Origin of the sequence: Bradyrhizobium sp. C-145, from assembly GCF_023375135.1 — a bacterium.
In the GTDB taxonomy this organism is placed as follows: domain Bacteria; phylum Pseudomonadota; class Alphaproteobacteria; order Rhizobiales; family Xanthobacteraceae; genus Bradyrhizobium; species Bradyrhizobium zhanjiangense.
Genome location: NZ_CP088150.1, coordinates 3,533,603 through 3,558,358, shown reverse-complemented (window position 1 = coordinate 3,558,358; position 24,756 = coordinate 3,533,603). Strand labels below are relative to the sequence as shown.

The 24,756-nt window shown below is 63.6% G+C and carries 29 protein-coding genes; 10 read left to right on the top strand and 19 right to left on the bottom strand.

Features of this window, described 5'->3' with window-relative positions:
• The first annotated feature begins 4 nt into the window (after positions 1 to 4).
• Both LRP30_RS16340 and LRP30_RS16335 read left to right on the top strand, forming a co-directional pair.
• Positions 5 to 727 (top strand): heme-copper oxidase subunit III family protein, encoded by a 723-nt coding sequence (locus LRP30_RS16340; protein ID WP_249761027.1) that lies wholly within the window; start codon positions 5 to 7, stop codon positions 725 to 727.
• 9 nt (positions 728 to 736) lie between these two features.
• Positions 737 to 1,129 (top strand): cytochrome C oxidase subunit IV family protein, encoded by a 393-nt coding sequence (locus LRP30_RS16335; RefSeq protein ID WP_164934451.1) that lies wholly within the window; start codon positions 737 to 739, stop codon positions 1,127 to 1,129.
• Between the two features lie 162 nt (positions 1,130 to 1,291).
• On the opposite strand, the gene LRP30_RS16330 is transcribed toward LRP30_RS16335, so the two are convergent.
• The 3 genes from LRP30_RS16330 to LRP30_RS16320 are packed head-to-tail and all read right to left on the bottom strand — an operon-like array spanning position 1,292 to position 4,818.
• Complete coding sequence (locus tag LRP30_RS16330) at positions 1,292 to 3,049, bottom strand: NAD+ synthase (RefSeq protein ID WP_249761026.1); 1,758 nt, start codon at positions 3,047 to 3,049, stop codon at positions 1,292 to 1,294.
• A gap of 22 nt (positions 3,050 to 3,071) precedes the next feature.
• Entirely contained in the window at positions 3,072 to 3,425 is a 354-nt protein-coding gene (locus LRP30_RS16325; protein ID WP_128934485.1) for a diacylglycerol kinase, read from the bottom strand.
• Between the two features lie 4 nt (positions 3,426 to 3,429).
• On the bottom strand, positions 3,430 to 4,818 hold the full coding sequence (locus LRP30_RS16320) for a 3-deoxy-7-phosphoheptulonate synthase class II (protein ID WP_128938543.1): 1,389 nt from the start codon (positions 4,816 to 4,818) through the stop codon (positions 3,430 to 3,432).
• A gap of 193 nt (positions 4,819 to 5,011) precedes the next feature.
• On the opposite strand from LRP30_RS16320, the gene LRP30_RS16315 reads away from it, so the two are divergent.
• Positions 5,012 to 5,908 carry an alpha/beta fold hydrolase gene (locus LRP30_RS16315; RefSeq protein WP_249761025.1) on the top strand — a complete coding sequence of 299 codons (897 nt, stop codon included), beginning with the start codon at positions 5,012 to 5,014 and terminating at the stop codon, positions 5,906 to 5,908.
• Positions 5,909 to 5,910: 2 nt separating this feature from the next.
• Here the strand turns inward: LRP30_RS16315 and LRP30_RS16310 are convergent, their stop codons facing one another.
• From LRP30_RS16310 to rpiA, 12 genes are all read right to left on the bottom strand, one after another.
• Positions 5,911 to 6,174 (bottom strand): hypothetical protein, encoded by a 264-nt coding sequence (locus tag LRP30_RS16310; RefSeq protein ID WP_128934488.1) that lies wholly within the window; start codon positions 6,172 to 6,174, stop codon positions 5,911 to 5,913.
• A gap of 196 nt (positions 6,175 to 6,370) precedes the next feature.
• Positions 6,371 to 6,955: a TIGR00645 family protein gene (locus LRP30_RS16305; protein WP_249761024.1), complete on the bottom strand. Its 585-nt coding sequence runs from the start codon at positions 6,953 to 6,955 to the stop codon at positions 6,371 to 6,373.
• 32 nt (positions 6,956 to 6,987) lie between these two features.
• Positions 6,988 to 7,626, bottom strand: coding sequence for a TerC family protein (locus LRP30_RS16300; RefSeq protein WP_128934489.1), 639 nt, complete (start codon positions 7,624 to 7,626; stop codon positions 6,988 to 6,990).
• Complete coding sequence (locus LRP30_RS16295; RefSeq protein WP_164939469.1) at positions 7,623 to 7,985, bottom strand: hypothetical protein; 363 nt, start codon at positions 7,983 to 7,985, stop codon at positions 7,623 to 7,625. Before LRP30_RS16295 ends, LRP30_RS16300 begins: the two co-directional genes overlap by 4 nt.
• Before the next feature lie 2 nt (positions 7,986 to 7,987).
• Positions 7,988 to 8,449 carry a TerB family tellurite resistance protein gene (locus LRP30_RS16290; RefSeq protein ID WP_249761023.1) on the bottom strand — a complete coding sequence of 154 codons (462 nt, stop codon included), beginning with the start codon at positions 8,447 to 8,449 and terminating at the stop codon, positions 7,988 to 7,990.
• 410 nt (positions 8,450 to 8,859) lie between these two features.
• The gene (locus LRP30_RS16285; RefSeq protein WP_128938537.1) at positions 8,860 to 9,342 is read right to left on the bottom strand and encodes a hypothetical protein; all 483 of its coding nucleotides are present in this window, start codon (positions 9,340 to 9,342) and stop codon (positions 8,860 to 8,862) included.
• Positions 9,339 to 9,704 carry a hypothetical protein gene (locus tag LRP30_RS16280; RefSeq protein WP_249761022.1) on the bottom strand — a complete coding sequence of 122 codons (366 nt, stop codon included), beginning with the start codon at positions 9,702 to 9,704 and terminating at the stop codon, positions 9,339 to 9,341. The genes LRP30_RS16285 and LRP30_RS16280 overlap by 4 nt, the downstream gene beginning before the upstream one ends.
• 15 nt (positions 9,705 to 9,719) lie before the next feature.
• Positions 9,720 to 9,947: a hypothetical protein gene (locus tag LRP30_RS16275; RefSeq protein ID WP_249761021.1), complete on the bottom strand. Its 228-nt coding sequence runs from the start codon at positions 9,945 to 9,947 to the stop codon at positions 9,720 to 9,722.
• Between the two features lie 411 nt (positions 9,948 to 10,358).
• Positions 10,359 to 10,667 carry a hypothetical protein gene (locus LRP30_RS16270; RefSeq protein ID WP_245508636.1) on the bottom strand — a complete coding sequence of 103 codons (309 nt, stop codon included), beginning with the start codon at positions 10,665 to 10,667 and terminating at the stop codon, positions 10,359 to 10,361.
• 103 nt (positions 10,668 to 10,770) lie between these two features.
• Complete coding sequence (gene gor / locus LRP30_RS16265; protein ID WP_249761020.1) at positions 10,771 to 12,159, bottom strand: glutathione-disulfide reductase; 1,389 nt, start codon at positions 12,157 to 12,159, stop codon at positions 10,771 to 10,773.
• A 46-nt stretch (positions 12,160 to 12,205) separates the two neighbouring features.
• A complete protein-coding gene (locus tag LRP30_RS16260) occupies positions 12,206 to 12,745 on the bottom strand; it encodes a DUF2059 domain-containing protein (protein ID WP_128938534.1) in 540 nt (179 codons plus the stop codon).
• 11 nt (positions 12,746 to 12,756) lie between these two features.
• Positions 12,757 to 13,461: a ribose-5-phosphate isomerase RpiA gene (gene rpiA / locus LRP30_RS16255; RefSeq protein WP_249761019.1), complete on the bottom strand. Its 705-nt coding sequence runs from the start codon at positions 13,459 to 13,461 to the stop codon at positions 12,757 to 12,759.
• 167 nt (positions 13,462 to 13,628) lie between these two features.
• Between rpiA and LRP30_RS16250 the strand changes: the two genes are divergently transcribed.
• From LRP30_RS16250 to LRP30_RS16225, 6 genes are all read left to right on the top strand, one after another.
• Positions 13,629 to 14,321, top strand: a complete 693-nt coding sequence (locus tag LRP30_RS16250; RefSeq protein ID WP_249761018.1) for an HAD family hydrolase — start codon at positions 13,629 to 13,631, stop codon at positions 14,319 to 14,321.
• 134 nt (positions 14,322 to 14,455) lie between these two features.
• Positions 14,456 to 14,923, top strand: coding sequence for a hypothetical protein (locus tag LRP30_RS16245; protein ID WP_249761017.1), 468 nt, complete (start codon positions 14,456 to 14,458; stop codon positions 14,921 to 14,923).
• 98 nt (positions 14,924 to 15,021) lie between these two features.
• A complete protein-coding gene (moaA, locus tag LRP30_RS16240) occupies positions 15,022 to 16,074 on the top strand; it encodes a GTP 3',8-cyclase MoaA (protein WP_249761016.1) in 1,053 nt (350 codons plus the stop codon).
• Positions 16,075 to 16,242: 168 nt separating this feature from the next.
• Positions 16,243 to 16,824: a TRAP transporter small permease subunit gene (locus tag LRP30_RS16235; protein WP_128934499.1), complete on the top strand. Its 582-nt coding sequence runs from the start codon at positions 16,243 to 16,245 to the stop codon at positions 16,822 to 16,824.
• Positions 16,825 to 16,850: 26 nt separating this feature from the next.
• Positions 16,851 to 18,506, top strand: a complete 1,656-nt coding sequence (locus LRP30_RS16230) for a TRAP transporter large permease subunit (RefSeq protein ID WP_128934500.1) — start codon at positions 16,851 to 16,853, stop codon at positions 18,504 to 18,506.
• A 119-nt stretch (positions 18,507 to 18,625) separates the two neighbouring features.
• On the top strand, positions 18,626 to 19,915 hold the full coding sequence (locus LRP30_RS16225) for a M20/M25/M40 family metallo-hydrolase (RefSeq protein WP_249761015.1): 1,290 nt from the start codon (positions 18,626 to 18,628) through the stop codon (positions 19,913 to 19,915).
• Positions 19,916 to 20,008: 93 nt separating this feature from the next.
• Here LRP30_RS16225 and LRP30_RS16220 read toward each other — a convergent pair whose 3' ends face one another.
• From LRP30_RS16220 to LRP30_RS16210, 3 genes are all read right to left on the bottom strand, one after another.
• A complete protein-coding gene (locus tag LRP30_RS16220; RefSeq protein ID WP_128938527.1) occupies positions 20,009 to 21,397 on the bottom strand; it encodes an ATP-binding protein in 1,389 nt (462 codons plus the stop codon).
• Position 21,398: 1 nt separating this feature from the next.
• Positions 21,399 to 22,073, bottom strand: a complete 675-nt coding sequence (locus LRP30_RS16215) for a response regulator transcription factor (protein WP_128934503.1) — start codon at positions 22,071 to 22,073, stop codon at positions 21,399 to 21,401.
• A gap of 191 nt (positions 22,074 to 22,264) precedes the next feature.
• A complete protein-coding gene (locus tag LRP30_RS16210) occupies positions 22,265 to 22,828 on the bottom strand; it encodes a MarR family transcriptional regulator (RefSeq protein ID WP_249761014.1) in 564 nt (187 codons plus the stop codon).
• A 449-nt stretch (positions 22,829 to 23,277) separates the two neighbouring features.
• On the opposite strand from LRP30_RS16210, the gene LRP30_RS16205 reads away from it, so the two are divergent.
• Positions 23,278 to 24,276 (top strand): dienelactone hydrolase family protein, encoded by a 999-nt coding sequence (locus LRP30_RS16205; protein WP_249761013.1) that lies wholly within the window; start codon positions 23,278 to 23,280, stop codon positions 24,274 to 24,276.
• A gap of 33 nt (positions 24,277 to 24,309) precedes the next feature.
• Here LRP30_RS16205 and LRP30_RS16200 read toward each other — a convergent pair whose 3' ends face one another.
• Positions 24,310 to 24,675: a hypothetical protein gene (locus LRP30_RS16200; protein WP_249761012.1), complete on the bottom strand. Its 366-nt coding sequence runs from the start codon at positions 24,673 to 24,675 to the stop codon at positions 24,310 to 24,312.
• Between the last annotated feature and the right edge of the window lie 81 nt (positions 24,676 to 24,756).

Genomic DNA, 24,756 nt, shown 5'->3' with positions numbered 1-24,756 from the left:
CCAGATGGCTGCGACCATGCTGACAAATCCGGGCCAATCGCCTGCGCGGCTTGAAGGCTGGCGCGGCATCGCCGCCGACTGGGCGTCCGATCAGCGCGCCTTCAAGAACGTGTCCTGGGGCAAGGCCATGATGTGGATCTTCCTCCTCAGCGACACCTTCATCTTCAGTTGCTTCCTGCTCTCCTACATGACGGCGCGGATGTCGACGACCGTGCCCTGGCCCAATCCCAGCGAGGTCTTCGCTCTCAACATCGCCGGCAGGCACATTCCGCTGATCCTGATCGCCATCATGACGTTTATCCTGATCAGCAGCAGCGGCACCATGGCGATGGCCGTCAATTTCGGCTACCGCCGCGATCGCGTCAGAACCGCGGCCTTAATGCTGGCCACGGCAGCCTTCGGCGCAACCTTCGTCGGAATGCAGGCCTTCGAATGGACCAAGCTGATCATGGAGGGCGTTCGTCCCTGGGGCAATCCATGGGGTGCCCCGCAGTTTGGTGCGAGCTTCTTCATGATCACCGGCTTCCACGGCACCCATGTGACGATCGGCGTGATCTTCCTGATCGCCATTGCGCGGAAGGTTTTTCGCGGCGACTTCGACGTCGAGAGGCGCGGCTTCTTCACGAGCCGCAAGGGGTACTACGAGATCGTCGAGATCACGGGCCTGTACTGGCACTTCGTCGATCTCGTGTGGGTGTTCATCTTTGCATTCTTCTATCTTTGGTGAGGTCGGCGCATGACAAACGCGGCGGTACACATGGAAGGACAGCTTCACGCTCCGGTGCATAGCGCAATCGCAACGGGAGCCGTTCATGCCAAGGGTCAACAGCACCCGATCAAGCTCTACCTCGTGGTCTGGGGCTGGTTGTTCGTCCTCAGCACGTGCTCCTACCTCGTCGACTACTTTGGCCTACATGGCTATCTCAGATGGTCGCTGATCCTGCTGTTCATGGTGTTGAAGGCCGGCTTGATCGTCGCGGTCTTCATGCACATGGCCTGGGAGCGACTGGCCTTGGCCTATGCCATCCTGCTGCCGCCGATTGCGGTATTGGTATTTGTGTCGATCATGGTGCTCGAATCCGAATACACCCACTTCCTTCGGGTGCTCTTCTTCGCGACCCCGTCGTAGCGGCAATCCGAGTTCTCACCGTCATGCCCCGCGAAGGCGGGGCATCAAGTACTCCGCGGGAGAAGTCGGTTTCTACAATGTCCGCCGCGGAGTACTGGATCATCCGCCTTCGCGGATGATGACAGATGGACTTGTAGCGAGACTGCCCGTCTCTCTCCAGTGCTACCCCTCGAACGCGTCAATCGAAGCGCGGCTCCCACGTGACACCAGCGCCTCATCCGCCGCCGGCAACGGCTCGCCCTTGTCACGAAAACGGTTGGTGATGGGATAGCGGCGATCGCGGCCGAAATTCTTAGGTGTCACCTTCACGCCGGGTGCGGCCTGGCGGCGCTTGTATTCGGCGACATTGAGGAGATGGTCGATGCGGGTGACGGTGTCGCGGTCGAAGCCGGCCGCGATGATTTGATCAAGCGGCTCCTCGCGTTCGACCAGGCGTTCCAGGATGGCATCGAGCACGTCGTAAGGCGGCAGCGAGTCCTCATCACGTTGGTTCTCGCGCAACTCCGCGGTCGGCGGCCGCGTGATGATATCGGGCGGAATGATCTCGCCGGCGGGCCCGAGCGCGTCTTCCGGCTTCCAGGAATTGCGCAGTGCCGCCAGCCGAAACACCTGCGTCTTATAGATGTCCTTGATCGGATTGAAGCCGCCGTTCATGTCGCCATAGAGCGTGGCGTAGCCGACCGACATTTCGGACTTGTTGCCTGTCGTCACCACCATCAAGCCGGTCTTGTTGGAGATCGCCATCAAGAGCGTGCCGCGGGTCCGGGCCTGGAGATTCTCCTCGGTGATGTCAGGCGGCAGGTTCTTGAAGATGCCGGACAGGATGGTCTCGAACCCGTTGACGGCTTCCGCGATCGGCAAAACCTCGTAGCGGATGCCGAGATGGCCGGCGAGCTCGCCGGCATCCGCAACCGAGTGTGCTGCGGTGTAGCGATAAGGCAGCATCACGCCATGCACCTGATCGGCGCCGAGCGCATCGACCGCGATCGCGGCGCACAGCGCGGAATCGATGCCGCCGGAGATACCGAGCAGCACGCCCGGAAAGCCGTTCTTGGCGACGTAATCGCGCAGGCCCAGCACGCAGGCGGCGTAATCGGCCTTGTCACCTTCGGGTTGCGCGGCGATCGGACCCGTGCAGCGCCAGTCGTCGCCGTTTCTGGTGAAGCGCAGCGTGACGATGCTCTCTTCGAACGCCGGCAACTGTGCCGCGAGTGAGAGGTCGCCGTTGAGCACGAAGGAGGCGCCGTCGAACACCAGCTCGTCCTGGCCGCAGACCTGATTGAGATAGACCAGCGGCAGCCCGCTCTCGGTGACCCGCGCCACCGCGACCGACAGGCGCACGTCGTTCTTGTCGCGGGCGTAAGGCGAGCCGTTCGGCACCAGGATGATCTCGGCGCCGGTTTCGGCCAGCGTCTCGACCACGTTCTCATAGTCCTCGGACTCCTCCAGCCAGATGTCCTCGCAGATTGGCACGCCGATGCGCACGCCGCGCACCGTCACAGGGCCGGCGGCAGGGCCCTGCGAAAACAGCCGCTTCTCGTCGAACACGCCGTAATTCGGCAGATTGCACTTGAAGCGCAGCGCGGAGATACGGCCGCCCTCGAGCAGCGCACAGGCATTGTAAACCCTGCCCTCCTCGACCCAGGGCGTGCCGACCAGCATCGCCGGACCACCGTCCGCGGTCTCGCGCGCCAGCGTCTCGATCGCGGCGCGGCAGGCGGCCTGGAACGCGGGCTTCTGCACCAGGTCCTCCGGCGGATAGCCGGCGATGAACAGTTCCGGAAACAGCACGAGATCGGCGCCGTCGGCGGCGGCTCGCGCGCGCGCCGAGCGCGCTTTGGCGGCGTTGCCCTCAATATCGCCCACGCTCGGATTGAGCTGGGCGAGCGTGACCGCGAATGCGTTGAGACGTTCGGTCATGGGCGCCCTTATTCGATCCTCGTTAGACGAAACCCAATCGCTCGACGAGCGCAAAGATCCAGAACGCGCCGGCCATCAGCAGCGCAACGCCGACCGCGGCCGAGCCCATGTCCTTGACCCGGCCGATCTGCTTGTCGTGGTCCATGGTGAGGCGGTCGGCGAGTTTTTCGATCGCGGTGTTGAGCAGCTCGACCACCAGCACGAACGCGACCGCACAAACCAGCTCGACCGCGCGCATCGCGGTCGCGCCGATGAACCAGGCCAGCGGCAGCGACAGCAGGAGCGCAAAGATCTCCTCGCGGACGGCCTGCTCCGATCGAAACGCAAAGGCCAGACCGTTCCGGGAATTGATCGTGGCCTTCCAGATCCGCAGCAAGATCTTAGAGCCCCGCTGCGGCCGGCATCGGCTTGGCCTTGCCGGCACGTTCCTGCTTCAGCAGCTCGGCGATCAGGAAAGCCATATCGATGGATTGCTCGGCATTGAGGCGGGGATCGCAGACCGTGTGGTAGCGGTCGTTGAGATCCTCGTCGGTGATGGCGCGGGCGCCACCGAGGCATTCGGTGACGTCCTGGCCGGTCATCTCCAGATGCACGCCGCCGGCATGGGTGCCTTCAGCGCCGTGGATCGCGAAGAACGATTTCACCTCGGACAGGATGCGGTCGAAGGGGCGCGTCTTATAGCCTGATGTCGAGGTGATGGTGTTGCCGTGCATGGGATCGCACGACCAGACCACCACCCTGCCCTCGCGCTGCACGGCGCGGATCATGTTGGGCAGATGCTCGCCGACCTTGTCGGCGCCGAAGCGGCCGATCAGCGTCAGCCGGCCGGGCTCGTTGTCGGGGTTGAGCACGTCGATCAGCTTGAGCAATTCGTCGGGCTTGAGCGAGGGGCCGCATTTGAGTCCGATCGGGTTCTTGATGCCGCGGAAATATTCGATGTGGCCGTGATCGAGCTGGCGGGTGCGGTCACCGATCCAGATCATGTGGCCCGAGGTCGCGTACCAGTCGCCGGTGGTGGAATCGACGCGGGTCAAGGCCTGCTCGTAGCCGAGCAGCAGCGCCTCATGGCTGGTGTAGAAGTCAGTGGCGCGCAGCTCGGGATGGGCCTCGAGGTCGAGGCCGCAGGCGCGCATGAAGTTCAGCGCGTCCGAGATGCGGTCGGCCAATTCCTTGTAGCGGCGGGACTGCGGGCTATCCTTCAGGAAGCCGAGCATCCATTGGTGCACGCTGCCGAGATTGGCGTAGCCGCCGGTGGCGAAGGCGCGGAGCAGGTTCAGCGTCGCGGCCGACTGGCGATAGGCCATCAGCTGGCGCTGCGGATCCGGCACGCGCGCTTCCTTGGTGAAGGCGATGTCGTTGACGATGTCGCCGCGATAGCTCGGCAGCTCGACGCCGTTCACATTCTCGGTCGGCGACGACCGTGGCTTTGCGAACTGGCCGGCGATGCGGCCGACTTTCACCACGGGGACGGCGCCGGCGTAAGTGAGCACCACCGCCATCTGGAGCAGCACGCGGAAGAAGTCGCGGATGTTGTTGGCGCCATGCTCGGCAAAGCTCTCGGCGCAGTCGCCGCCCTGGAGCAGGAAGGCCTCGCCGGCCGCAACCCGCGCTAAGGCCTTCTTCAGGTTGCGTGCCTCGCCGGCGAACACCAGCGGCGGAAAGGTCGCAAGCTGCGCCTCGACGTCGGCCAAAGCCTTGGCGTCGGGATAATCGGGCACCTGTAGCACCGGCTTGCTGCGCCAGGACTCGGGCGTCCACCGCTCGGACATCGCAATCTCTCCGTGAAGCAAAAAAGTGCAACCTGATCTGTGGGTTGCGAGGGCCGCCTTATACACAGGCTGGCCCCGCCCCGCCAGTTGTAAATCCATTCCGCATTGCAAACCCTTGCGGGCAAAGCCAAATTCGCATTTGCTGGGAACGGCAAGGAAACTGGTAAGTAAACCGGCAGGACACCTTCTGCCCATGGACGCGGCACTGGACGACGTTTTCATCGACGAGATCAGCTTCCCGGCGACCGACGGGTATGCACTGGCCGGCACCCTGTTTCTGCCGCGCGGCGCCAAGCGCCACGCCGTGCTGATCAACTCCGCCACCGCCGTCCCGCGAAAAATCTATCGCGGCTTTGCCTCCTATCTCGCCCATCGCGGCTGCGCCGTCCTGACCTACGACTATCGCGGCATCGGCGATTCCCGGCTGCAGGCGATGGTCGGCTACAACCGGCCGAAATCGCTGGTCGGCTTCAAGGCCTCGATGTCCGACTGGGCCGCTCTCGACGTCACCGCCGCGGTAGGCTGGATGCGCGAGCGCTACCACACCCTGCCGCTAGCCTATGTCGGCCATTCGTTCGGCGGCCAGGCGCTCGGGCTGATCGCCAACAACACGGACATCTCGCGCGCCGCCCTCGTGGCTTCGCAGGCCGCGACCTGGCGGCTGATGACCTCGCCGGAGAAATATCGCGTCTTCGCCTTCATGAATTTTGTCGGCGTGCCGCTGGTCCACGCGCTCGGCTACGCGCCCGGCTGGGCCGGCATTGGCGAGGATTTGCCCAAGGGCGTTTTCCTGCAATGGGCCCGGTGGGTCTCGAGCCCCCGCTACCTCTTCGATTCACAGCTGCCGGCACTGGAGAATTTTGCCAGGTTCAAGGGCCAATTGCGCGCGCTGTGCTTCTCCGACGATCCCTGGGCGACGCGCCCCGCGGTCGAGTTGCTCACCAGCGGGTTCACCGCGATCAAGCCGGAGGTGTTGACGGTCAAACCGTCCGATGTCGGCGCCAAGGCCATCGGCCATTTCGGCTTCTTCCGCCCCGATCATCGCGATACGCTGTGGCACGGCGTCGCGGAATGGATCCAGGGTGAGTGACGTCAGCGGATGATCGTCGTCAGCGACGAGTAACGCCTGTTCGGCCTCGCTTCGCCCGGCGCGAATTGCGCAAATGCCTCGCTGACACGCACCGCCGGCGGCGTATCGTTAGCAAAGCGAAACTCCTTCGGCCGCGGCGCGTAGAAGCTGGCGCGGAAATAGGCGTCGTCGAAGCGTGCCTCGCCGACCCCGAACAATGCGTCGCAGACGAACAGAAGCGCGTACACTCCCGCGACCGCGGCGACGATCTCCCTGAGAATAGACATGCGGATGCCCTGCCCTTTTGCCGGGAGGATGCACGCGCGTTCCAAAGTCAAGGTTTAAGGCCGCACGTTTCTTGTTCGCAGGGTTTGCCGCTGCTGTGCGGATTGCAGACAATTTTATCGATCCGGAAAAGAGAGCCCGCCTGATCGCGCGATCAGGCGGGCTGGCCGCTTGGGAGGTATCAAACGGCCAGGTTCGTCAGCCGTGGCGTGCCTCCTTGCGATGGCCGCTCTCGCTGAGGCGATCGACCCAGGCGATGCCGATCGCCGAGATGATGAAGGTCAGGTGGATCAGCACCTGCCACATCACGCCGCTCTCGGTGAAATTGCTGCGCGTCGTGCCGAGATTGCCCGCCTCGATGAAGGTCCTGAGCAGCGAGATCGAGGAAATGCCGATGATCGCCATCGCCAGCTTGATCTTGAGCACGCTGGCATTGACGTGGCTCAGCCATTCCGGCTCGTCGGGATGACCGGTCAGGTTCAGCCGGGAGACGAAGGTCTCGTAGCCGCCGACGATCACCATCACCAGCAGGTTCGAAATCATGACGACGTCGATCAGCCCGAGCACGACCAGCATGATCTGCTGCTCGCTGGCGTCGAACGAGTGCGCGACCAGGTGCCAGAGCTCTTTCAGGAACAGCAGCACATAAACGCCCTGCGCGATGATCAGGCCGACATAGAGCGGCACTTGCAGCCAGCGCGAGCCAAAGATGAGCTGCGCAAACGGACCGATCTGCGGCGCTGGCGCGGAACGCGCCGAAAGTGCTTTGGTTTCAGACGTCATTGATCACTCCGGAGTGAGACAGGAAACGCGCCTTAGAGACTCGCGATGACAGGCGCGAGCTCGAGCGAGCCGCGATAGATCATCTCGAAGGCGACGTAAACGATGATGGCGAGACCGACATAGGCGATCCAGCGCTGCTTCTGCAGCACGCGGCCGAGCAGGTCTGCGGCAACGCCCATCATCGCCACCGACAATAGCAGGCCGAACGCAAGGATGTAGGGATGCTCGCGCGCGGCGCCCGCGACCGCGAGCACGTTGTCGAGCGACATCGAGACGTCGGCGGCGACGATTTGCAAGGCCGCCTGCCCGAAAGTCTTATGCGGCACAGGTGCGTCGCTCGCGCCGCCGCCATGGCTGAATGCAAGCTGACGCGAATGCGCGGCCCGCTCGCGCAGCTCGCGCCACATCTTCCAGCAGACCCAGAGCAGCAGCACGCCGCCGGCGAGCAGGAGGCCGATCACTTGCAGGAGCTGGGTCGCAACGCCGGCGAAGACGATGCGGAGCGCAGTAGCGGCGACGATGCCGACCACGATGGCGCGCCGGCGCTGCTCGGCCGGCAGCCCGGCCGCGGCAAGGCCGATGACGACGGCGTTGTCGCCGGCCAGCACAAGGTCGATCAGGACGACCTGAAGCAGCGCGGCCAGCGCCTCTGTGGTGATGAGTTCAGTCATGATCGATCATGCTTCGATGCGGACGGATCGAGCCATTGCGGCTTCTTCCGCTCGACCCAGTCCAGGACCTTCGAACGTGAGGAGCGCAACGCGGGCACGTCCTCCGCAAGCAGCGCGAGGCCGAGTGGCAGCATCCAGACACCCAGTATCGGCAGGAAGGAGAACACGCCGCCGACGACGAGCAGTGCGCCCGAGGGGATCCTGACCCAGCGGCTCGACGGCTTGAGCAGATAGGTGACGGTGTCGCCCACGCGCGGCGGCAGGCAATTGACGAGTTTGTCGAGGCGCGGATCGCCGCCGGCCATCTGGCTGGCAGCCCCCTCGGCTCCCGTCGTACGCTCGTCCGAGGCAGTAGTCATGCTCATTCCTCGGCGGCGGCGCGGTGCGCGGCCGGTACGACCCGCTTTGCACGCGGCAGCGCCAGCGTCAGCAGGCGCAACAGCTTGATTGCTTGCACCTCATGGGGATGGACGTCTTCGTCAGCGGCCGCGACACGCTCCGACAACTCCATCAGATGAGACGACAGCGGCATGTCCGAGACCGGCCGCAGCGTCTCGATCACGACGTTGGCAAAATCCGGCTCATCGAGTCGTTCGGCGAGCGCGTCGAACATCGCAAGCAGCCTATCGTCGTCGATATGAGGTGCCAATCCGCGATCCCGGATGAAGCGGATCACTTCGTCGCGCTCGACTGGCGAAACGCGCCGGTCGGCCACGGCGACCAGTGCGCCGGCAATGACCAGCGCCGCCGCAGCCTGCTCGTTCAGGCTGGACGGATCCGCGATCTCGATCTCGTTCGGATTTGAATGCTTGGCGTCAGACATCGTTGCTCCTCGATCTTGCGAAATGGCCGCACGGAGCTGCGATGGAGCGACTGGTCGGAGAGAACCGAAGAAGGCCCGACGATCGGCCGATCCATCGCATTCGCGCGGGACAGGTCATCCGACATCACGAGGTTTGCCGACATCGTCGGCGTCCTCGCCAGAGGGGCCCGGATTCTTGTTCCCGCAAGAAATAAAGACGGACCTGTCGGAATCAAGGCGACACGACTGCGACCAGCCGCCGCATCGGTTCCACTCGTTGCGGCGAGCAGGCGCGAGTCGCGCGGCACCGTTACCGAACGGTCATCCTGAGGCGTGAGGTTTGCGATGCGTTCGCATCGCAAACCGAGCCTCGAAGGATGGCGGCTCGTGCTTGTAATACAACGCAGGACTGGGAGGCCGTTCCGCCGATTTCAGCTGGCGCAGGACCGAACCGTGACGCGCTCGCTCCTGACGACGGTTTCGACTGCCTTGCGCGCTACGGCGCCAAAGTCCGACGGTTGCAGATAGCCTTGGGCATACGCTTCCTGCGTCAGGCGATCGATGCGCTTGTCCTCGCCGGTCGACCATTGCCGGGCGATGTAGTCCGCACCGGGTTTGCCAAAGGTTTCAGGATAACGTTCGGCGTCGTTCTGACGATGGTAGTAATATTCGCCGACCGAGCTGATGAACTGCTTCCGCCCCTCGCCGGCGCAGCGCGATCCATAGGGGCGCTCCAATGCCCGCGCGACCGCACGGCGTTTGCTTACTCTCCCTTCCACGAAGATCGCTTCGTTGGACCCGTAGCCCGGACCGTCGATTGGAGGTGCGGGCTGAGGTGACTTTTGCGGTGCGAATGCCCATGCGGCGACCTGATAGACGACGAGGGCCCAGAGGATGAACCAGGCACGGCTCATCTCGCGTTCGTCCCGCGTTGCTTCGGCAGGCATACAGGAGACGGATCGAACCATAGGCCGGGCCCGGCAAACTGGAGCACCGTGAGGCGGATCTCCTCCGGAAAATCCTCCTCGACGATACCTTTTTGTTCAAACGCCTCGGCGAGCTGCGCCTGGACGCGAACGTCCAGCGGCGTCGAGTACGCGGCGTTGGCCTGATCGTGCTTCTTTTCGCTACAGAACATCGCCAGTAGCGGATTTGGACAGTCAAGAATCTTCATGTAGCCCCGCGCATAGGCCGACGTTGCCGCGATGAGGTTCGCTTTCATCATCCTGTCGCACGGCGACATTGCGTAGGCGGCGCCTGCCTGCAGCGCGTCCATTCGCAGCGCATCGAGTTACGGATCCTTGTCGCTTTGCAGCGTGTGCTTGGCCTCCCACGCCTTGCGTTCATAGGCCTTGGCACTCTCGTCGCCAAACGAGGCCGTGAGTGTCGGCTTCAACTGGCCGACCGGCGAAGAGGAAGAGACGGTCATGGGAAAGCCACGCATCGCCCAGGAGATGCCTACGAACGTCGTGACGAACGCCATACATGTGAAAAGAACGAAGCGGCCCATGATCTGCACCCAAATATCGAGCGCAACCTAGCCGTGTCGAGTTAAGAGATGTAACTTATGTGTGGGTTCCAGCACTGAACGGTAAATGAACGTCTAAGGGGCGCGCTGGATCGCAGCCTCGACGATCTCAGGCACGAGCGCTCCTGCTCCGTCATAACGCCCACGCAAGCTTCGGCAACGAAATGTCGTCCCGAATTCGGGTATCGTGGAGAACCGCATGAATCATGTCACGCCTTGCTCCGGCTGCGGCCACGGACTTGTCCCGATGCTTTCGGCAAAGGGCCGCGCGGAGCTCAGCTGCCTCTGGTGCGAAGGCATCGACGTGCGAACGATGGACATGGCGAAGTGGGCGGACAGTCCGTCCGGCAAACCTGAACGGGCCGCTCGCCAGTCGTTCGAATGACGGTCGTCCTGCTCCGGTCAGATTCCCGCCGCCACGCGTTGCGGAGGCATATTACCCGACTCCGGGAGACGATCAGCCGATGACTTTCGGGGCGGCCGGCGCCGCCGCACGTAGAGGCAGTTGACGAGGATCGGCTCGTCATCGCCGAGCGTTATACGCTCCCTGACGAGCAGGCTCATGACCGAACGCATCTTGAGGATTTCCTGCGCGACGAAGCTGCAGTCCTCGTCCCGGTCGACCTGCTCACGCATGATGGCTTCGGCCTCGAGCATGCTGACACGAAGCGCTCGAATGGTTCTGCGGATTTCGTTGATGCGGTTGTCCATCGCTGCCTCCCAATCATGGTTGCAGCATAAGAACAAAACATGAACAACGCGTCAAGACCTCAAAACGTCAAGCCCCCAAAACCAAGGCCGCACGGGTGAAGGGCTACTCCGCCGCCTGACGCACGTAGCGTGCGGTCGGCGTGCGCATGGTGACGAGCTCTTCGGCCGCGGTCGGATGCAGCGCGATCGTGGCGTCGAAATCGGCCTTGGTCGCCTTCATCTTCACGGCGATCGCGACCGCCTGGGTGATCTCGGCGGCGGCATCGCCGACGATGTGGCAGCCCAGCACGCGGTCGGTGGCCCCGTCGACGACGAGCTTCATCAGCACGCGCGTGTCGCGGCCCGACATCGTCGCCTTGATGGGGCGGAACGTCGTCTTGTAGATGTCGACATGGCTGTACTGCGCCCGCGCCTCGGTTTCCGTGAGGCCGACGGTGCCGACCTCCGGCTGCGAGAACACGGCGGTCGGAATGTTGGCGTGATCGACCCTGACCTCGCGCTTGCCGAACACGGTGTCGGCGAAGGCATGGCCCTCGCGGATCGCGACCGGCGTCAGGTTGAAGCGGTGGGTGACGTCGCCGATCGCATAGATGCTGTCGACCGAGCTTTTCGAGAAATGATCGACCGCGATGCCGCCATTCCTCGGATTGATGACGACGCCGGCATTCTCCAGCCCGAGATTGGCGACGTTGGGATGGCGGCCGATCGCGAACATCACCTGCTCGGAAGCGAGGCTCGATCCGTTCGACAGATGGGTGGTGAATTCCTCGCCGTGGCGGTCGACCTTGGTCACGGTGCAGCCGGTGAGAATGGTGATGCCCTGCTTCTCCATCTCGGCACGAACATGGGTCCGAACATCCTCGTCAAAACCGCGAAGGATGTTGTCGCCGCGATAGATCACGGTGACGTCGGAGCCGAAGCCGGCGAAGATGCCGGCGAATTCGAGCGCGATGTAGCCGCCGCCCTGGATCACGATCCGCTTCGGCAGCCTCGCAAGGTGGAATGCCTCGTTGGAGGAGATCACGTGCTCGATGCCGGGAATTGCTGCGCCGTGGTTCGGCGCGCCGCCGGTGGCGATCAGGATGTATTTTGCCGTGATCTTCCTGTCATTCTCGAGCAGGCGGACGGTATGCGCGTCCTCGATCGCCGCGCGGCTTTTGACGATCTGCGCGCCCGACTTCTCGACGTTTGCGGTGTAGGCCGCCTCCAGCCGCGCGATCTCCTTGTCCTTGTTGGCGATCAGGGTCGGCCAGTCGAAGCTGGCGGGCGGAATGGTCCAGCCGAAGCCGGCGGCGTCCTCGAGCTCGTGGCGGACATGCGAGCCGATCACGAACAGCTTCTTCGGCACGCAGCCGCGGATCACGCAGGTGCCGCCCATGCGGTACTCTTCCGCAATCGTCACGCGGGCGCCGTGACCGGCCGCGATGCGGGCGGCACGCACGCCGCCCGAGCCGCCACCGATGACGAAGAGGTCGACGTCGAATTCAGCCATTGTCCACTCCGACCCCTTTCAGCGATCTCTGATCAGATAGTATCGATCAGATCTCCTTGCCACGCTTGCGCATCTCGGCGCGGAAGGCTCCCATCACGGTTTCGGAGAAGTTCTGGGCCCAGGAGTTCATGAAGGCCATGCTGAGGCCGATGGCGCGAGGCTCGGCCTCGATCAGCTTCTTACCCAGCGGCGACTTGTAGAAGGTGACGAGGTCCTTCAGCTCCTGCTCGGTGAACTCGCTGGCATAGATCTGCGCCATGCCTTCGCCGATCTCGTTCTGGCGGCCGGCGAGCTGCTGGGCCACGATCGGCGCGACTTCGTTGAGATCCTTCTGGTAGTTGAGGTTCTGCTGCGTCAGCGCGATCTTGGTCTTCTCGACGAGGCCGGGCACGGCGCCTTGATACATCGCGGTGGCGTTCTTGATCTGCAGGATCTCCCTGGCCGCAGCAATCGCCGCCGGCGAGGCCTTCGGCTGGGCCGGCGCCGCAGCCTTGGGCGCGCCCTGCTGGGCCACAGCCGGGGAGACCGAGAGGGCCAGCCCCACAGCAAGGGTCGCGGCCGGCAACAATTTCAAAACGCTCTTCATTCCTAGTCTCCTTAGGGCTTTCGCCGTTCAATCACGCGGATTCCCTCGCCGCCCGCCAGAACGGCCGAGCTGGCCAGGCCGATGAACAGGCCATGCTCGACCACACCGGGGATGGCGCTCAACGCCTTGGCGAGACTGGGTGGATCCACAATACGTCCGAGCTGGGCATCGACGATCCAGTGGCCGCCGTCAGTGACGAAAACGTGGCCGTCCTTGGCCTTGCGGACCGCCATTTGCCCGGAAACGCCGCAGTCCGCAAATGCCTTCTCGATCGCGCGGCGCGTCGCGCCAAGCCCGAACGGGATGACCTCGACCGGCAGCGGAAACTTGCCGAGCGCCGGCACCCATTTGCTGTCGTCGGCAATCACGATCATGCGATCCGAGGCGGCCGCCACGATCTTCTCGCGCAGCAGCGCGCCGCCACCACCCTTGATCAAATTGAGCTCGGGATCGATCTCGTCGGCGCCGTCGACGGTGATGTCGAGATGGTCAATCTCATCCAACGTGGTCAGCGGCACGCCGCAACGCATTGCGTCCGCGCGCGTCGCCTCCGAGGTCGGCACGCCGATCACCTTGAGCCCGGCGGCAACGTGCTCGCCGAGCAGCTCGACGAAATGTTTTGCAGTCGAGCCGGTGCCGAGCCCGAGCTGCATGCCGTCGCGCACTTCCTCGAGGGCGCGCGCTGCAGCCTGCCGCTTCAACTGGTCCATGTTCACGTTTGCGCCCGCCTTTTGAATCGAGAATGTGCCGCCGGTGTGGCCGGTTGCGGCGGCCTATGTAGCCTCGTTTTTCCCCGGAGAACAGGGTCTGGGAACAGGTCTATAAGCGGATATTATGGCCCCGCCCCTTGCTTCGACGCGACCGCGCCGGTAGCGCTTCGCCCATGACCTCCCCTCACACCATCGTCTTCGATCTCGACGGCACGCTTGTGGATACGGCGCCCGACCTGATCACCGCGCTGAATCACGTGCTCGACCGCGCAGGGCTGCCGCCCCTGCCGATGGCCTCGGCTCGCAACATGATCGGCGCCGGCGCCCGCAAGCTGATCGAACGGGGCCTGGAGGCCGAGGGTCGCACCGTCACCCCCGCAGACATGAACCGGATGACGGCCGATTTCATCGCCTATTATGCCGACCATATCGCGGTCGAATCCCGCCCCTTCGAGGGACTCGAAGCCGCGCTCGACCAGTTTGCCGCCCAGGGCCATCGCCTCGCGGTCTGCACCAACAAGCTGGAATGGCTGTCGAAGCGGCTTTTGGACCAGCTCGACCTCAGTCGCCGCTTTGCGGCGATCTGCGGCGCCGACACGTTCGGTGTCCAGAAGCCCGATCCGACCATTTTCCGCGAAACCGTGGCCCGCGCCGGCGGAGAGGTCAAAGCCAGTATCATGGTCGGTGACGCCGGAACCGACGTTGGCGTCGCCCGGCGGGCCGGCGTGCCCGTCATTGGGGTCAGCTTCGGCTATACGGACGTGCCGATCGCCGAACTGAAGCCGGACCGGCTGATCCATCACATGCGCGACCTGCCCGCCGCAGCGCACAGCCTGATGAATGCCCGGACTCCCGCAAGCCACTGATTAAGCTAGATTATTCCGCAGAACCCCGCATTAACCATCTATTATCTATGCGCAGCCTGCCGGTTGTCTGCCCCAAACGACACTCCTAAGGTCCGGCTGGGGTAGGTGGCGGTTCGTCGCAGAAATGGGTGGTCATGCGTCGTGTCATCGCGATTGCGTTAGCAGGAGCGAGCCTTGGTGGCTGCTCCTCGATGTCCTGGGACATGTTCAAATCGGCCCCGCCGACCGTCCAGGTCAGGCTCGAATCAAGTCCTCCGGGGGCTGACGCCACAACCTCGCTCGGTCCGGGCTGCAAGACCCCCTGCTCCGTCTCGGTTCCCGCCCCCGATGCTCCGTTTACGGTCGCTTTCGCGCTGGCCAAGTACCAGCCGGCGAACGTGCCGGTGAACATGATCAAGAATCCCGGCGATTTCACCACCCCCGCCTCGGTGACCACCGACCCGAATCCGGTGTTCGCGGAGCTCCAGCCGGCCACTCCGCCCAAACCGGTCCGCAAGCCGCACCGGCCGAAGAAGCCGAAACCGGCCGCTGCCGCAGCGCCGGCGGATGCCACACAGACTGCGGCCTCGCCGTTCCCCGATCCGAACGCGGGCAAGCGCTGACAACCCGATTGTCCTCGGCCAGCCCGATGCTTAGATTGCTTCCAGAGCACCGCTAAAGCATCGGTGCGCGAGTCGCCCAAAGTGATAAGGCCTCCCGTATGAACGGATCTTCCGCGAGTCCCCTCGCCACAGCGAGTCCCCTCGCCGCGCTGTCGAGCCCCATGACTGATCCGTTCGGGCGGACCATCAGCTATTTGCGCGTCTCCGTCACCGACCGCTGCGATTTGCGCTGCTTCTATTGCATGTCGGAGGACATGACGTTCCTGCCCAAGGCGGACCTGCTGACACTTGAGGAACTCGACCGGCTCTGCTCGGCCTTCATCGCCAAAGGCGTGAAGAAGCTGCGGCTCACCGGCGGCGAGCCCTTGGTCCGCCGCAACGTGATGACGCTGGTGCGCTCGCTGTCGCGGCATCTTTCCAGCGGCGCCCTGAACGAGCTGACGCTGACCACCAATGGCACCCAGCTTGCGAAACATGCGAGCGAGCTTGCCGATTGCGGCGTCCGCCGCATCAACGTCTCGCTCGACACGCTCGATCCGCGGAAGTTTCGCGAGATCACCCGCTGGGGCGAGATCGACAAGGTCCTGGAAGGCATCGAAGCCGCACGAGCCGCAGGGCTCAGCGTGAAGATCAACGCGGTGGCGCTGAAGAACATCAACGAGGACGAACTGCCCGAGCTGATGCGCTGGGCCCATGGCAAGGGTATGGGCCTGACGCTGATCGAGGTGATGCCGATGGGCGAGATCGGATCGGGACGGATCGACCAATATCTGCCGCTGTCCCTGGTGCGCGCCCGCCTCGCCCAGCAATTCACGCTGACGGATCTGGCCGAGACCACGGGCGGACCGGCGCGCTATGTCAGCGTCGCCGAGACCGGCGGCAAGCTCGGCTTCATCACGCCGATGACCCATAATTTCTGCGAATCCTGCAATCGGGTGCGCATCACCTGCACGGGAACGCTGCACACCTGCCTCGGCCACGAGGATGCCTCGGATTTACGCAAACCTCTGCGTGCATCGAATGAGGATGTGCTGCTTGCGGATGCGATCGACCGCGCCATCGGGCTGAAGCCCAAGGGCCACGATTTCATCATCGACCGCCGCCACAACCGTCCCAGCGTCTCCAGGCACATGAGCGTCACCGGCGGCTGACCCCGTGGGGTTACGGTCTTATTCCCCTTAACTATCAACAAACTTCCGATTGACTGGCGGCACGCCCGCTGGTTTGGTGCGGCTGCCTTATGCCTGCGCGGCGAGACAAACCACGCGCCAACTCGGCGCAGTCAAGACGGCCGGGGCACAATCGGGGAGGACCTATCGTTGCAAGCGCTCCTAAAGCTGAGCCAAGGAATAGACGCGTTCACGCGCTGGACGGGCAAACGCCTGGCGTGGTTGATCGTGCTCGCCGTCATCATTTCGGCGGTCAATGCGATCGTCCGCAAGACGTTCGACACGTCGTCCAATTCTTGGCTCGAGCTGCAATGGGTGCTGTTCAGCATCGTCTTCCTGCTGTGCTCGCCCTGGACGCTGCTCGATAACGAGCACATCCGCATCGACATCGTGAACAATGCGCTGCCGAAGACGGCTCGCAACGTCATCGACGTGATCGGTCACCTGTTCTTCCTCATTCCGCTGTGCATCGTCATGATCATTACGGGCGTGCCGTTCTTCGAGCGCTCGTTCCAGATCAACGAGCAATCCGGCAACGCCGGCGGCCTGCCGCAATGGCCCGCCAAATCCCTGATCATGATCGGGTTCGCTTTGCTGCTCGTTCAAGGCATCTCCGAGCTGATCAAGCGAATTGCGGTCATGCGCGGAATGATGCCGGATCCGCATGAATCCCAGGTATCGGCGCTGGAGGCGGAAGTCGAGCATCTCGTCGAAGCGATCGAGAAGAAGTAGCCGTTGGCGACGGTTTAGGGGGAATTATGACCGCGTTTATCATCGCCAATATGGCGCCCATCATGTTCGCGTCGCTGGTCGTCATGCTGCTGCTCGGCTATCCCGCAGCATTCTCGCTCGGCGCTGTCGGCCTGTTCTACGCCGTGGTCGGCATCGAGCTCGGCGAGTTCCGCCCGGACTTCCTCCAGGCCCTTCCGGAGCGGGTCTACGGCGTGATGAACAACGACACGCTGCTCGCCATTCCGTTCTTCACCTTCATGGGATTGGTGCTGGAGCGGTCGGGCATGGCCGAGGACCTGCTCGACACCATCGGCCAACTGTTCGGTACCATCCGCGGCGGCCTTGCCTATGCCGTGATCTTCGTCGGCGCGCTGCTCGCCGCGACGACGGGCGTGGTCGCCGCCTCCGTGATCTCAATGGGTCTGATCTCGCTGCCGATCATGCTGCGCTATGGCTACGACCGCCGCGTGGCAGCCGGCGTCATCGCCGCGTCCGGCACGCTCGCGCAGATCATTCCGCCCTCGCTCGTTCTGATCGTGATGGCCGACCAGCTCGGCAAATCCGTCGGCGACATGTACGAGGGCGCCTTCATCCCGGGCCTCGTGCTCGCCGGCCTCTACGCGGCCTACGCCTTCCTCGTCAGCATGATCTTCCCGAAGGCCACGCCGGGCCTGCCGAAGGAGGCCATCGGCTTCCGCGAGGAGAGTGGCAGCCGCGGCCTCGGTTCGCTCGGCGTGCTGTTCCTCGCCAGCGGCGTGTTCGGCTGGTTCATGATGCGCGATTCGAGCGTGCATGGCGCCGATTACGTCGTGCTCAGCATGTTCTACGGCATCATCTTCGCATTCGTCGTCGCCGTGGTGAACTGGGTCATCGACAAGCTCACCGGCTTCCGTTTTCTCTCGAAGATGGCGCAGCAGACCACTTTCGTCATGGTGCCGCCGCTGTTCCTGATCTTCCTGGTGCTGGGCACGATCTTCATCGGTATCGCGACCCCGACCGAAGGCGGCGCGATGGGTGCGGCCGGCGCCCTCATCCTCGGTGCCGCGAAGCGGCGGCTGAGCTGGGATCTGATCCGGCAGGCCACGGAATCGACCGCCAAGCTGTCGGCTTTCGTCGTATTCATCCTGGTCGGCGCCCGCGTGTTCTCGCTTACCTTCTACGGCGTCAACGGTCACGTCTGGGTCGAGCACCTGCTCACCTCCCTGCCCGGCGGCCAGGTCGGCTTCCTGATCTTCGTCAACGCCTTCGTCTTCGTGCTGGCCTTCTTCCTCGACTTCTTCGAGCTGGCCTTCATCGTGATCCCGCTGCTCGGACCTGCCGCCGAGCATCTCGGCATCGACCTGATCTGGTTCGGCGTCATCCTCGGCGTCAATATGCAGACCTCGTTCATGCATCCGCCGTTCGGCTTCGCCCTGTTCTATCTGCGATCGGTCGCGCCGAAGGAGCGCTACACCGATCGCGTCACCGGCAAGCGGATGGACCCTGTCACCACGGGCCAGATCTATTGGGGTGCGGTCCCGTTCGTCGTCATCCAGATCATCATGGTCGGTCTGGTGATCGCGTTCCCCGCGATGGTGATGCACTACAAGGGCGTCCAGACCAACATCGACCCCAACACGATCAAGATCGAGGTGCCGCAGATCGAGCTGCCGCCGCTGGATTTGGGACCACCGCAGAAATAACGGGGACGACACTCGCCGTCATGCTCCGCTCAAGCGGCGCATGACGCACGACGGCGCGCGTGACAAGCACCGGAAACGCAGGCATACCGGGCCATCCTCCACCCCATGGATGGCTGCTCATGACCCGCTTGCCCCTTGCTACATCGCTCGTTGGCCCGTTGATCGCCTCGCTCTGGCTGGCATGTGCCGCCACGACGGCGCAGGCCGAGCCGATCGCCGATATCCATACGCTGGCGCAAAAGGAGCAGCAGCCGCTGCTCGACACCCTGCGCGATCTCGTCAACATCGAATCCGGCAGCAAGGACATCGAAGGCCTGAACCAGATCGCCGAGCGCGTTGCCGACCAGCTCAAGCAGCTCGGCGGCGCGGTGGAGATCCTGCAACCCACCGACATCTATCGCCTCGACGACACGCCTGAGAAGGTCGGGCCTGCCGTGCACGCCGTGTTCAAGGGCACAGGCAGCAAGAAGATCATGCTGATCGCCCACATGGACACGGTGTACCTGAAGGGCATGCTGAAGGACCAGCCGTTCCGCATCGACGGCGACAAGGCCTACGGGCTCGGCATTGCCGACGACAAGCAGGGCGTCGCACTCATTCTCCATACCGTGGCCGTGCTCCAGAAGCTGAACTTCAAAGACTACGGCACGCTCACGGTGCTCACGAACGGCGACGAGGAGATCTCCTCGCCCGGCTGGCGCAGCACCATCACCCGGTTCGCCGAGGATCAGGACGTAGTGTTCTCGTTCGAAGGCGGCGGGACTGACGGCACGCTGCGCCTCGCCACCAGCGGCATCGGTTCGGCCTATCTCACCGTGCACGGCAAGTCGTCACATGCCGGCGCAAGGCCTGAGGGCGGCGTGAATGCGCTGTACGAGCTCTCGCACCAGGTGCTCCAGATGAAGGACCTGTCTAAGCCCGAGCAAGGCCTGAAGCTGAACTGGACGGTCTCCAAATCCGGCACTAATCGCAATGTGATCCCTGCCGACGCCACGGCCCAGGCCGACGCGCGTGCGCTCAAGGTGGCCGACTTTGACGAGCTGGAGAAGGCGCTTCAGGACAAGATCAAGAATCGCCTGCTGCCCGACTCCAAGGTCGGCCTGAAGTTCGAGGTGCGTCGCCCGCCGTTGGAGGCCAACGAGGCCTCGCGCCACGTGGCGGCCTACGGCAAGACGATCTATCAGGAGCTCGGAATGTCCCTCAAGGTCGACGAGAAGGCGACCGGCGGCGGCACCGACGCCGCGTTTGCTGCGCTCAAGACCAGAGGAGCCGTGGTGGAAGGCATGGGCCTGTCAGGCTTCGGTGCACACTCCAACGATGCCGAATATGTGCAGCTCAACAGCATTGTGCCGCGTTTGTATCTGGCCACACGCATGATCATGGATCTGTCCACCGGCAAGCTGAAATAGCGGTTGTTTTCTTCCTCCTCTCCTTGTGGGAGAGGGGTTGCTTCCGCGCACTTATGGCTAAGGAAACTCGCGGAGCGAGCCCCTCACCCGCCGCTATCGCGGCGAGCCACCCTCTCCCACACGGGGAGAGGGAAAAGAGACTGTCTCGTCCGCCAGCCGAAACCGCAGCGTGAATTCTGCGCCGCCGCCGGGGAGATTCTCCACCGCGACCGTCGCCGCATGATCGTCCGCGACCCCGCGCACGATCGAGAGCCCCAGGCCGGCGCCGTCGCTGCGCTGGCGGTCACGGCGCCAGAAGCGCTGGAAGATCAGCTCGCGCTCGGCCTCGGCGATGCCCGGACCGCAATCGCGCACCCGCACTGAGCCGTCCTCGCCCACCTCGACCTCGACGGCGGTATCCCTGGCCGTGAACTTGATGGCGTTTTCGGCGAGGTTGAAGATTGCGCGCTGAAGCATCTCCGAATTGCCGTGGATCATGACCGGCGCGTCGCTGCCCCGCAGCGCGATCTCCTTGTGCTGCGCGATCGCGAGCGGGGCGATCGAACCGACCACATCGGCGCAGACCGCGCGCAAGTCAGCGGTCTCGCCGGGATCGAGCACCAGCGTGTCGAGCTCGGCGATCTCCAGCAGCTGGGCGACGATCCGGCTCATGGCTTCGATGTCGGCATGCAGCGCCTGGCGTGCCGCGCCGTCGCCAAGCGTCTCGATCCGCGTGCGCAGGATCGTGAGCGGCGTGCGCAGTTGATGCGCGGCGTCGGCCGTGAACTGCCGCTGCACCCGAAAGCCGTCCTCGAGGCGGTCGAGCGCCTGGTTGACGGCGGTGACGAGCGGCATGATCTCGCGCGGGATCCGCTTGGTCGGCAGGCGGATGTCGGTGCGCGCCGGGCCGATATTGCTGGCCTCCTCCGAGGCCCTCCACAGCGGCGCGATCGCGCGGCGGAAGATGATGATGTCGGTTGCGAGCAGGACCAGAAGGATCGGGATGGTGATCCACCCGACCCGCCGGAAGAAATTCGAAATGATGTCGTCGATGATGACGTCGCGATGCGCGAGATCCTCGGCGACCCGAATGCGTACCATCTTGCCGTCGATGATCCGGGTGACGCCAGCGCCGGAAATCGTCTCGGACGGCCGAAGAGCTGCGGCACCGGTCCGCCGGTGCGAGGAAAACAGCAGCCGGCCTTCGCCATCGCGAATGTCGTATTGATAGCGGCCGTAAGCGTCCGAATAGAGCCCGCGCAGGCTGTCGGGCAGGTTGAACGTCAGCGAGCCGTCCGGCTGAGCGACGATGCGCTCCGCCAGCACCTCGGCCTGGGCGCGCATGCCGTCGCGGTGCAACTGGTCGATCTCGGAATTGAGCAGCCAGAACAGCACCAGCGGCAGGACGATCGCGACCATCGCGACCGCCACGATGTGCAGGAAGACGATCCGCCAGATCAGCGATTTGAACGTGAGCGATCTGACATGGCCGCCGGCAGCCACGCTATTTTTCCTCGGCCATGAGATAGCCGACGCCGCGGATGGTGTGGATCACCACCTTGGCGCCGTGCTCGGTAAGCTGCTTGCGCAGCCGCGAGACGTAGACCTCGACCGCATTGGAGGCGACCTCGCCTTCGAGCCCGAAGATGTGATCCTCGACGTTCTTCTTCGGCACCACCCGCCCCTGCCGGCGCAGCAGGATCTCCAGCACCGAGGTCTCGCGCGCGGAGATGATCCGCGGCTGGTCGTCGACGAAGATCTGACGGCTCTCGGTGTCGTAGACGAGATTGGCAAGGCGCAGCGAGCGTCCGAGCAGCTGGCCCGGCCGGCGCAGGATCGCCTCCAGCCGCGCCACCAGTTCCTCCATCGCGAACGGCTTTGCGAGATAGTCGTCGGCGCCGCTGCGCAGGCCGCTGACGCGGTCCTGCAGGCCGCCGCGCGCGGTCAGCACCAGGACCGGCAGCGGCTCCATCTTTAGGCGCAGCTCGCGCAGCACCGACAGGCCGTCGCCGTCGGGCAGGCCGAGATCGAGGATCATCGCAGCATAGCTGACGCTGCTCACGGCCTCGCGCGCCTCGGCGGCGCTTCCGACGATGTCGCTCTCATAGCCGGCTGCCGCCAGCCCGCCGGCCACGAGCCGCGACAGCTCGACATTGTCCTCGACGATCAGAAGGCGCATCAAACTCCCGCCGGATGTTCCGGTGTGTCACCGCGCGGCTCGCGCCGCATCTGCGCCCTTTTCCAGCATTCGGGACGCCTCGGCCAGCAAAAAAGCACCCGGCGGAACTGGTCACCGGTCAGATTCGGGTAAGCCAATCAGGTATGCGCTCGTAAGGCGGGAACGGCGGACGTTCGTAGCAGCTGGCCCTTTTAGCCCCGCCCCTCGAAATAGGCGCAAAGCAGGGTCGTCTCCTTTTGGGCTATGGATTTCCGAAAGAGCCGGCACTTGAAACGACGGTCCTTCCCCTCTGCGCTCTCGATCAGGAACATGCATTCACTGCAAACGTCACTCCGGTGACGGCCCTTGGCAACATCGAGCCCATCCAGCACGCGGCGAAGCGTATCACGCAGCCGAGACTGATCGGGGAGCTCAAGGGCCACAAGTTGATCCCGCAGGGCGTTAATCGGATCGCGCTCCAGGAATCTCTCGCCTTCACTTGTAAGGCAGAGCGAAATCGAGCGCTTATCCTCTGCAGATGGCTTGCGGACCATCAGCCCCTTACTCTGCAGTACGGCGGCAATCTGCGATGCGGCGCTGCGGGTCGTGCCCAAAAAGCTGGCGAGAGCAGTCGGCGTCCGCGAAAACCTGTTTGCGCGAGCGAGAAAGCGCAAAGCCATCCATTCGCGATCGCTAAGACCCGAACGACTACCTTCAAAAAGCCAACTGTCGGCAGATTGTATCAGGAGTTGTACGATCTCAATTGCCAGGCTCATCGATAAGTCCCCACGGGAAACGGCCGCCCTGGCATCTCGATCTGGGATCGAGAGCCGCCGTGTCGGGTGAAAGCTGAATTCCCGTCGGGACTGGTTGAGTCCGGTATACCGTACCGTGAAGTCGGAACGACGGTGAACGCACCGCCGCGACTTCAGCCCGATTGCCGGATTCCGATAGCCTGATCGTTCCACGAAAGGAACACCGAAGTACTACGCATCACGCTAGCGTTGAGATGGCACCAAATCTCGCGCGTTCGATTGACGTCGACAGCCTCTGCTGCCGCATTGCTGATGAGCGGACATCGAAAGGTCAGAGCGCTCTTGTCAGGTTCGTGTAAGCCATGGCCGCGCATAGGTCGTAGGGATGGATAGAGCGCAGCCAAACCCCGTCCTGCATGACCGATCCGCTCCAAACAGAGACTCCGGCAAAACTAAAACGAGAGCAACGCATGCACCTGTTCAGATTCACACTCGCATCCGCCTTCTGCCTGATGACGACGTACGCCCAGGCGGCCGGCTTTCGCTTCATCACGGTGCCGGCCGATGCCGGCTTGCCAGCCTTCCAGGCGGCCGTGTGGTCGCCGTGCCAGGAGCAGGCGGGCGAGGTCAAACTTCGCACGATCACTTTGCCTGCGACGCGGGACTGTGCGGTCTCAGGTGACAAGCTGCCATTGATCGTGATCTCGCATGGCTATGGGGGATCTTTCATCGGCCATCATGACACGGCCGCGGTGCTCGCCGATGCCGGGTTCGTCGTCGTCGCGCTCGACCATCCAGTCGACGCCGGCGGCGGCGACATGAGCCGCGCGGACACGCTCGCCGCGTTGACGGAGCGTCCGGCCGACATCACGAGATTGATCGACCATATGCTCACCGCATGGTCCGATCATGCGAAACTCGACCGCGACCATGTCGGGTTCTTTGGTTTTTCGAGGGGCGGCTACACCGGCCTGGTGGTCGCGGGCGCCAATCCCGATTTGCGAAAGGCCATCGCCTTGTGGCCGGAAAATTCTCCGAAACCCAGCTGCGCCGAACTGCGACGAAGCGAGATCCCGGCACAAGCATTGGCGCATGACCCGCGCGTCAAGGCCCTTGTCGTTGCCGACCCCGCCTTCGGTCCATTGTTCGACCGGGAGGCTCTGAAGGACGTAAAAATTCCGATCCAGCTTTGGGCGTCGGCGCTGAGTGGAGACGACAAGACCGGCGGCGAAGTCACGCTGGATTATGTTTCACTGATTGAGCGCGACCTGCCGGTCCGACCCGACTATCATCTCGTGCCGAATGCCGGTCACTATGCATTCCTTCCGCCCTGCACGCCGGATCTGGCGAAGAAGCGTCCCGACATCTGCACCGACAGACCGGGGTTCGACCGCGCCGCCTTTCACGAGCAGCTCAATGCCGCCGCCCTGGCCTTCTTCCGAACGCATCTGGTGAGAGGTGGTCCGTAGCTCGTAGGATGCAGTGGTGAAGCGAAACGACGATTATTGCGGCTCCAGCTGCCGCCAATCTCCGATGTGATATTCGAACGCCGCTCTGAGCTCAGCCAGTTGGCCGTTCGTTGCCCCCAACTCTGCGTCGGCTCTATTCGCAGGCAGGTCCATGTACGCGATCGGCTGATCGAACTGACACGCCGTGAAGTCGTACCGCCGCCCCTCGATCCGGTTGTAAAAATGATCGCCTTGCGGCAGAGGCGTCTTCAGCAAGTCGCCGCCAAAGAGGTCATGAATGAGCAGCGCGGTGACGTTGCATTGCCCCGCCGCAGGATTATCCGCGGTCCATTGGCTGGCCGTCGACAATGACCATGCCTTGCGCAGTGCGCCTTGAACCTCATCGGGATCGAAGTCCATGGTCACTCCCAAGGATCGGCCAAGGATGGGGCACCGCGACAGGATTTTCGGATTTTTCGATGATGGCTTTTTGCCACTGTG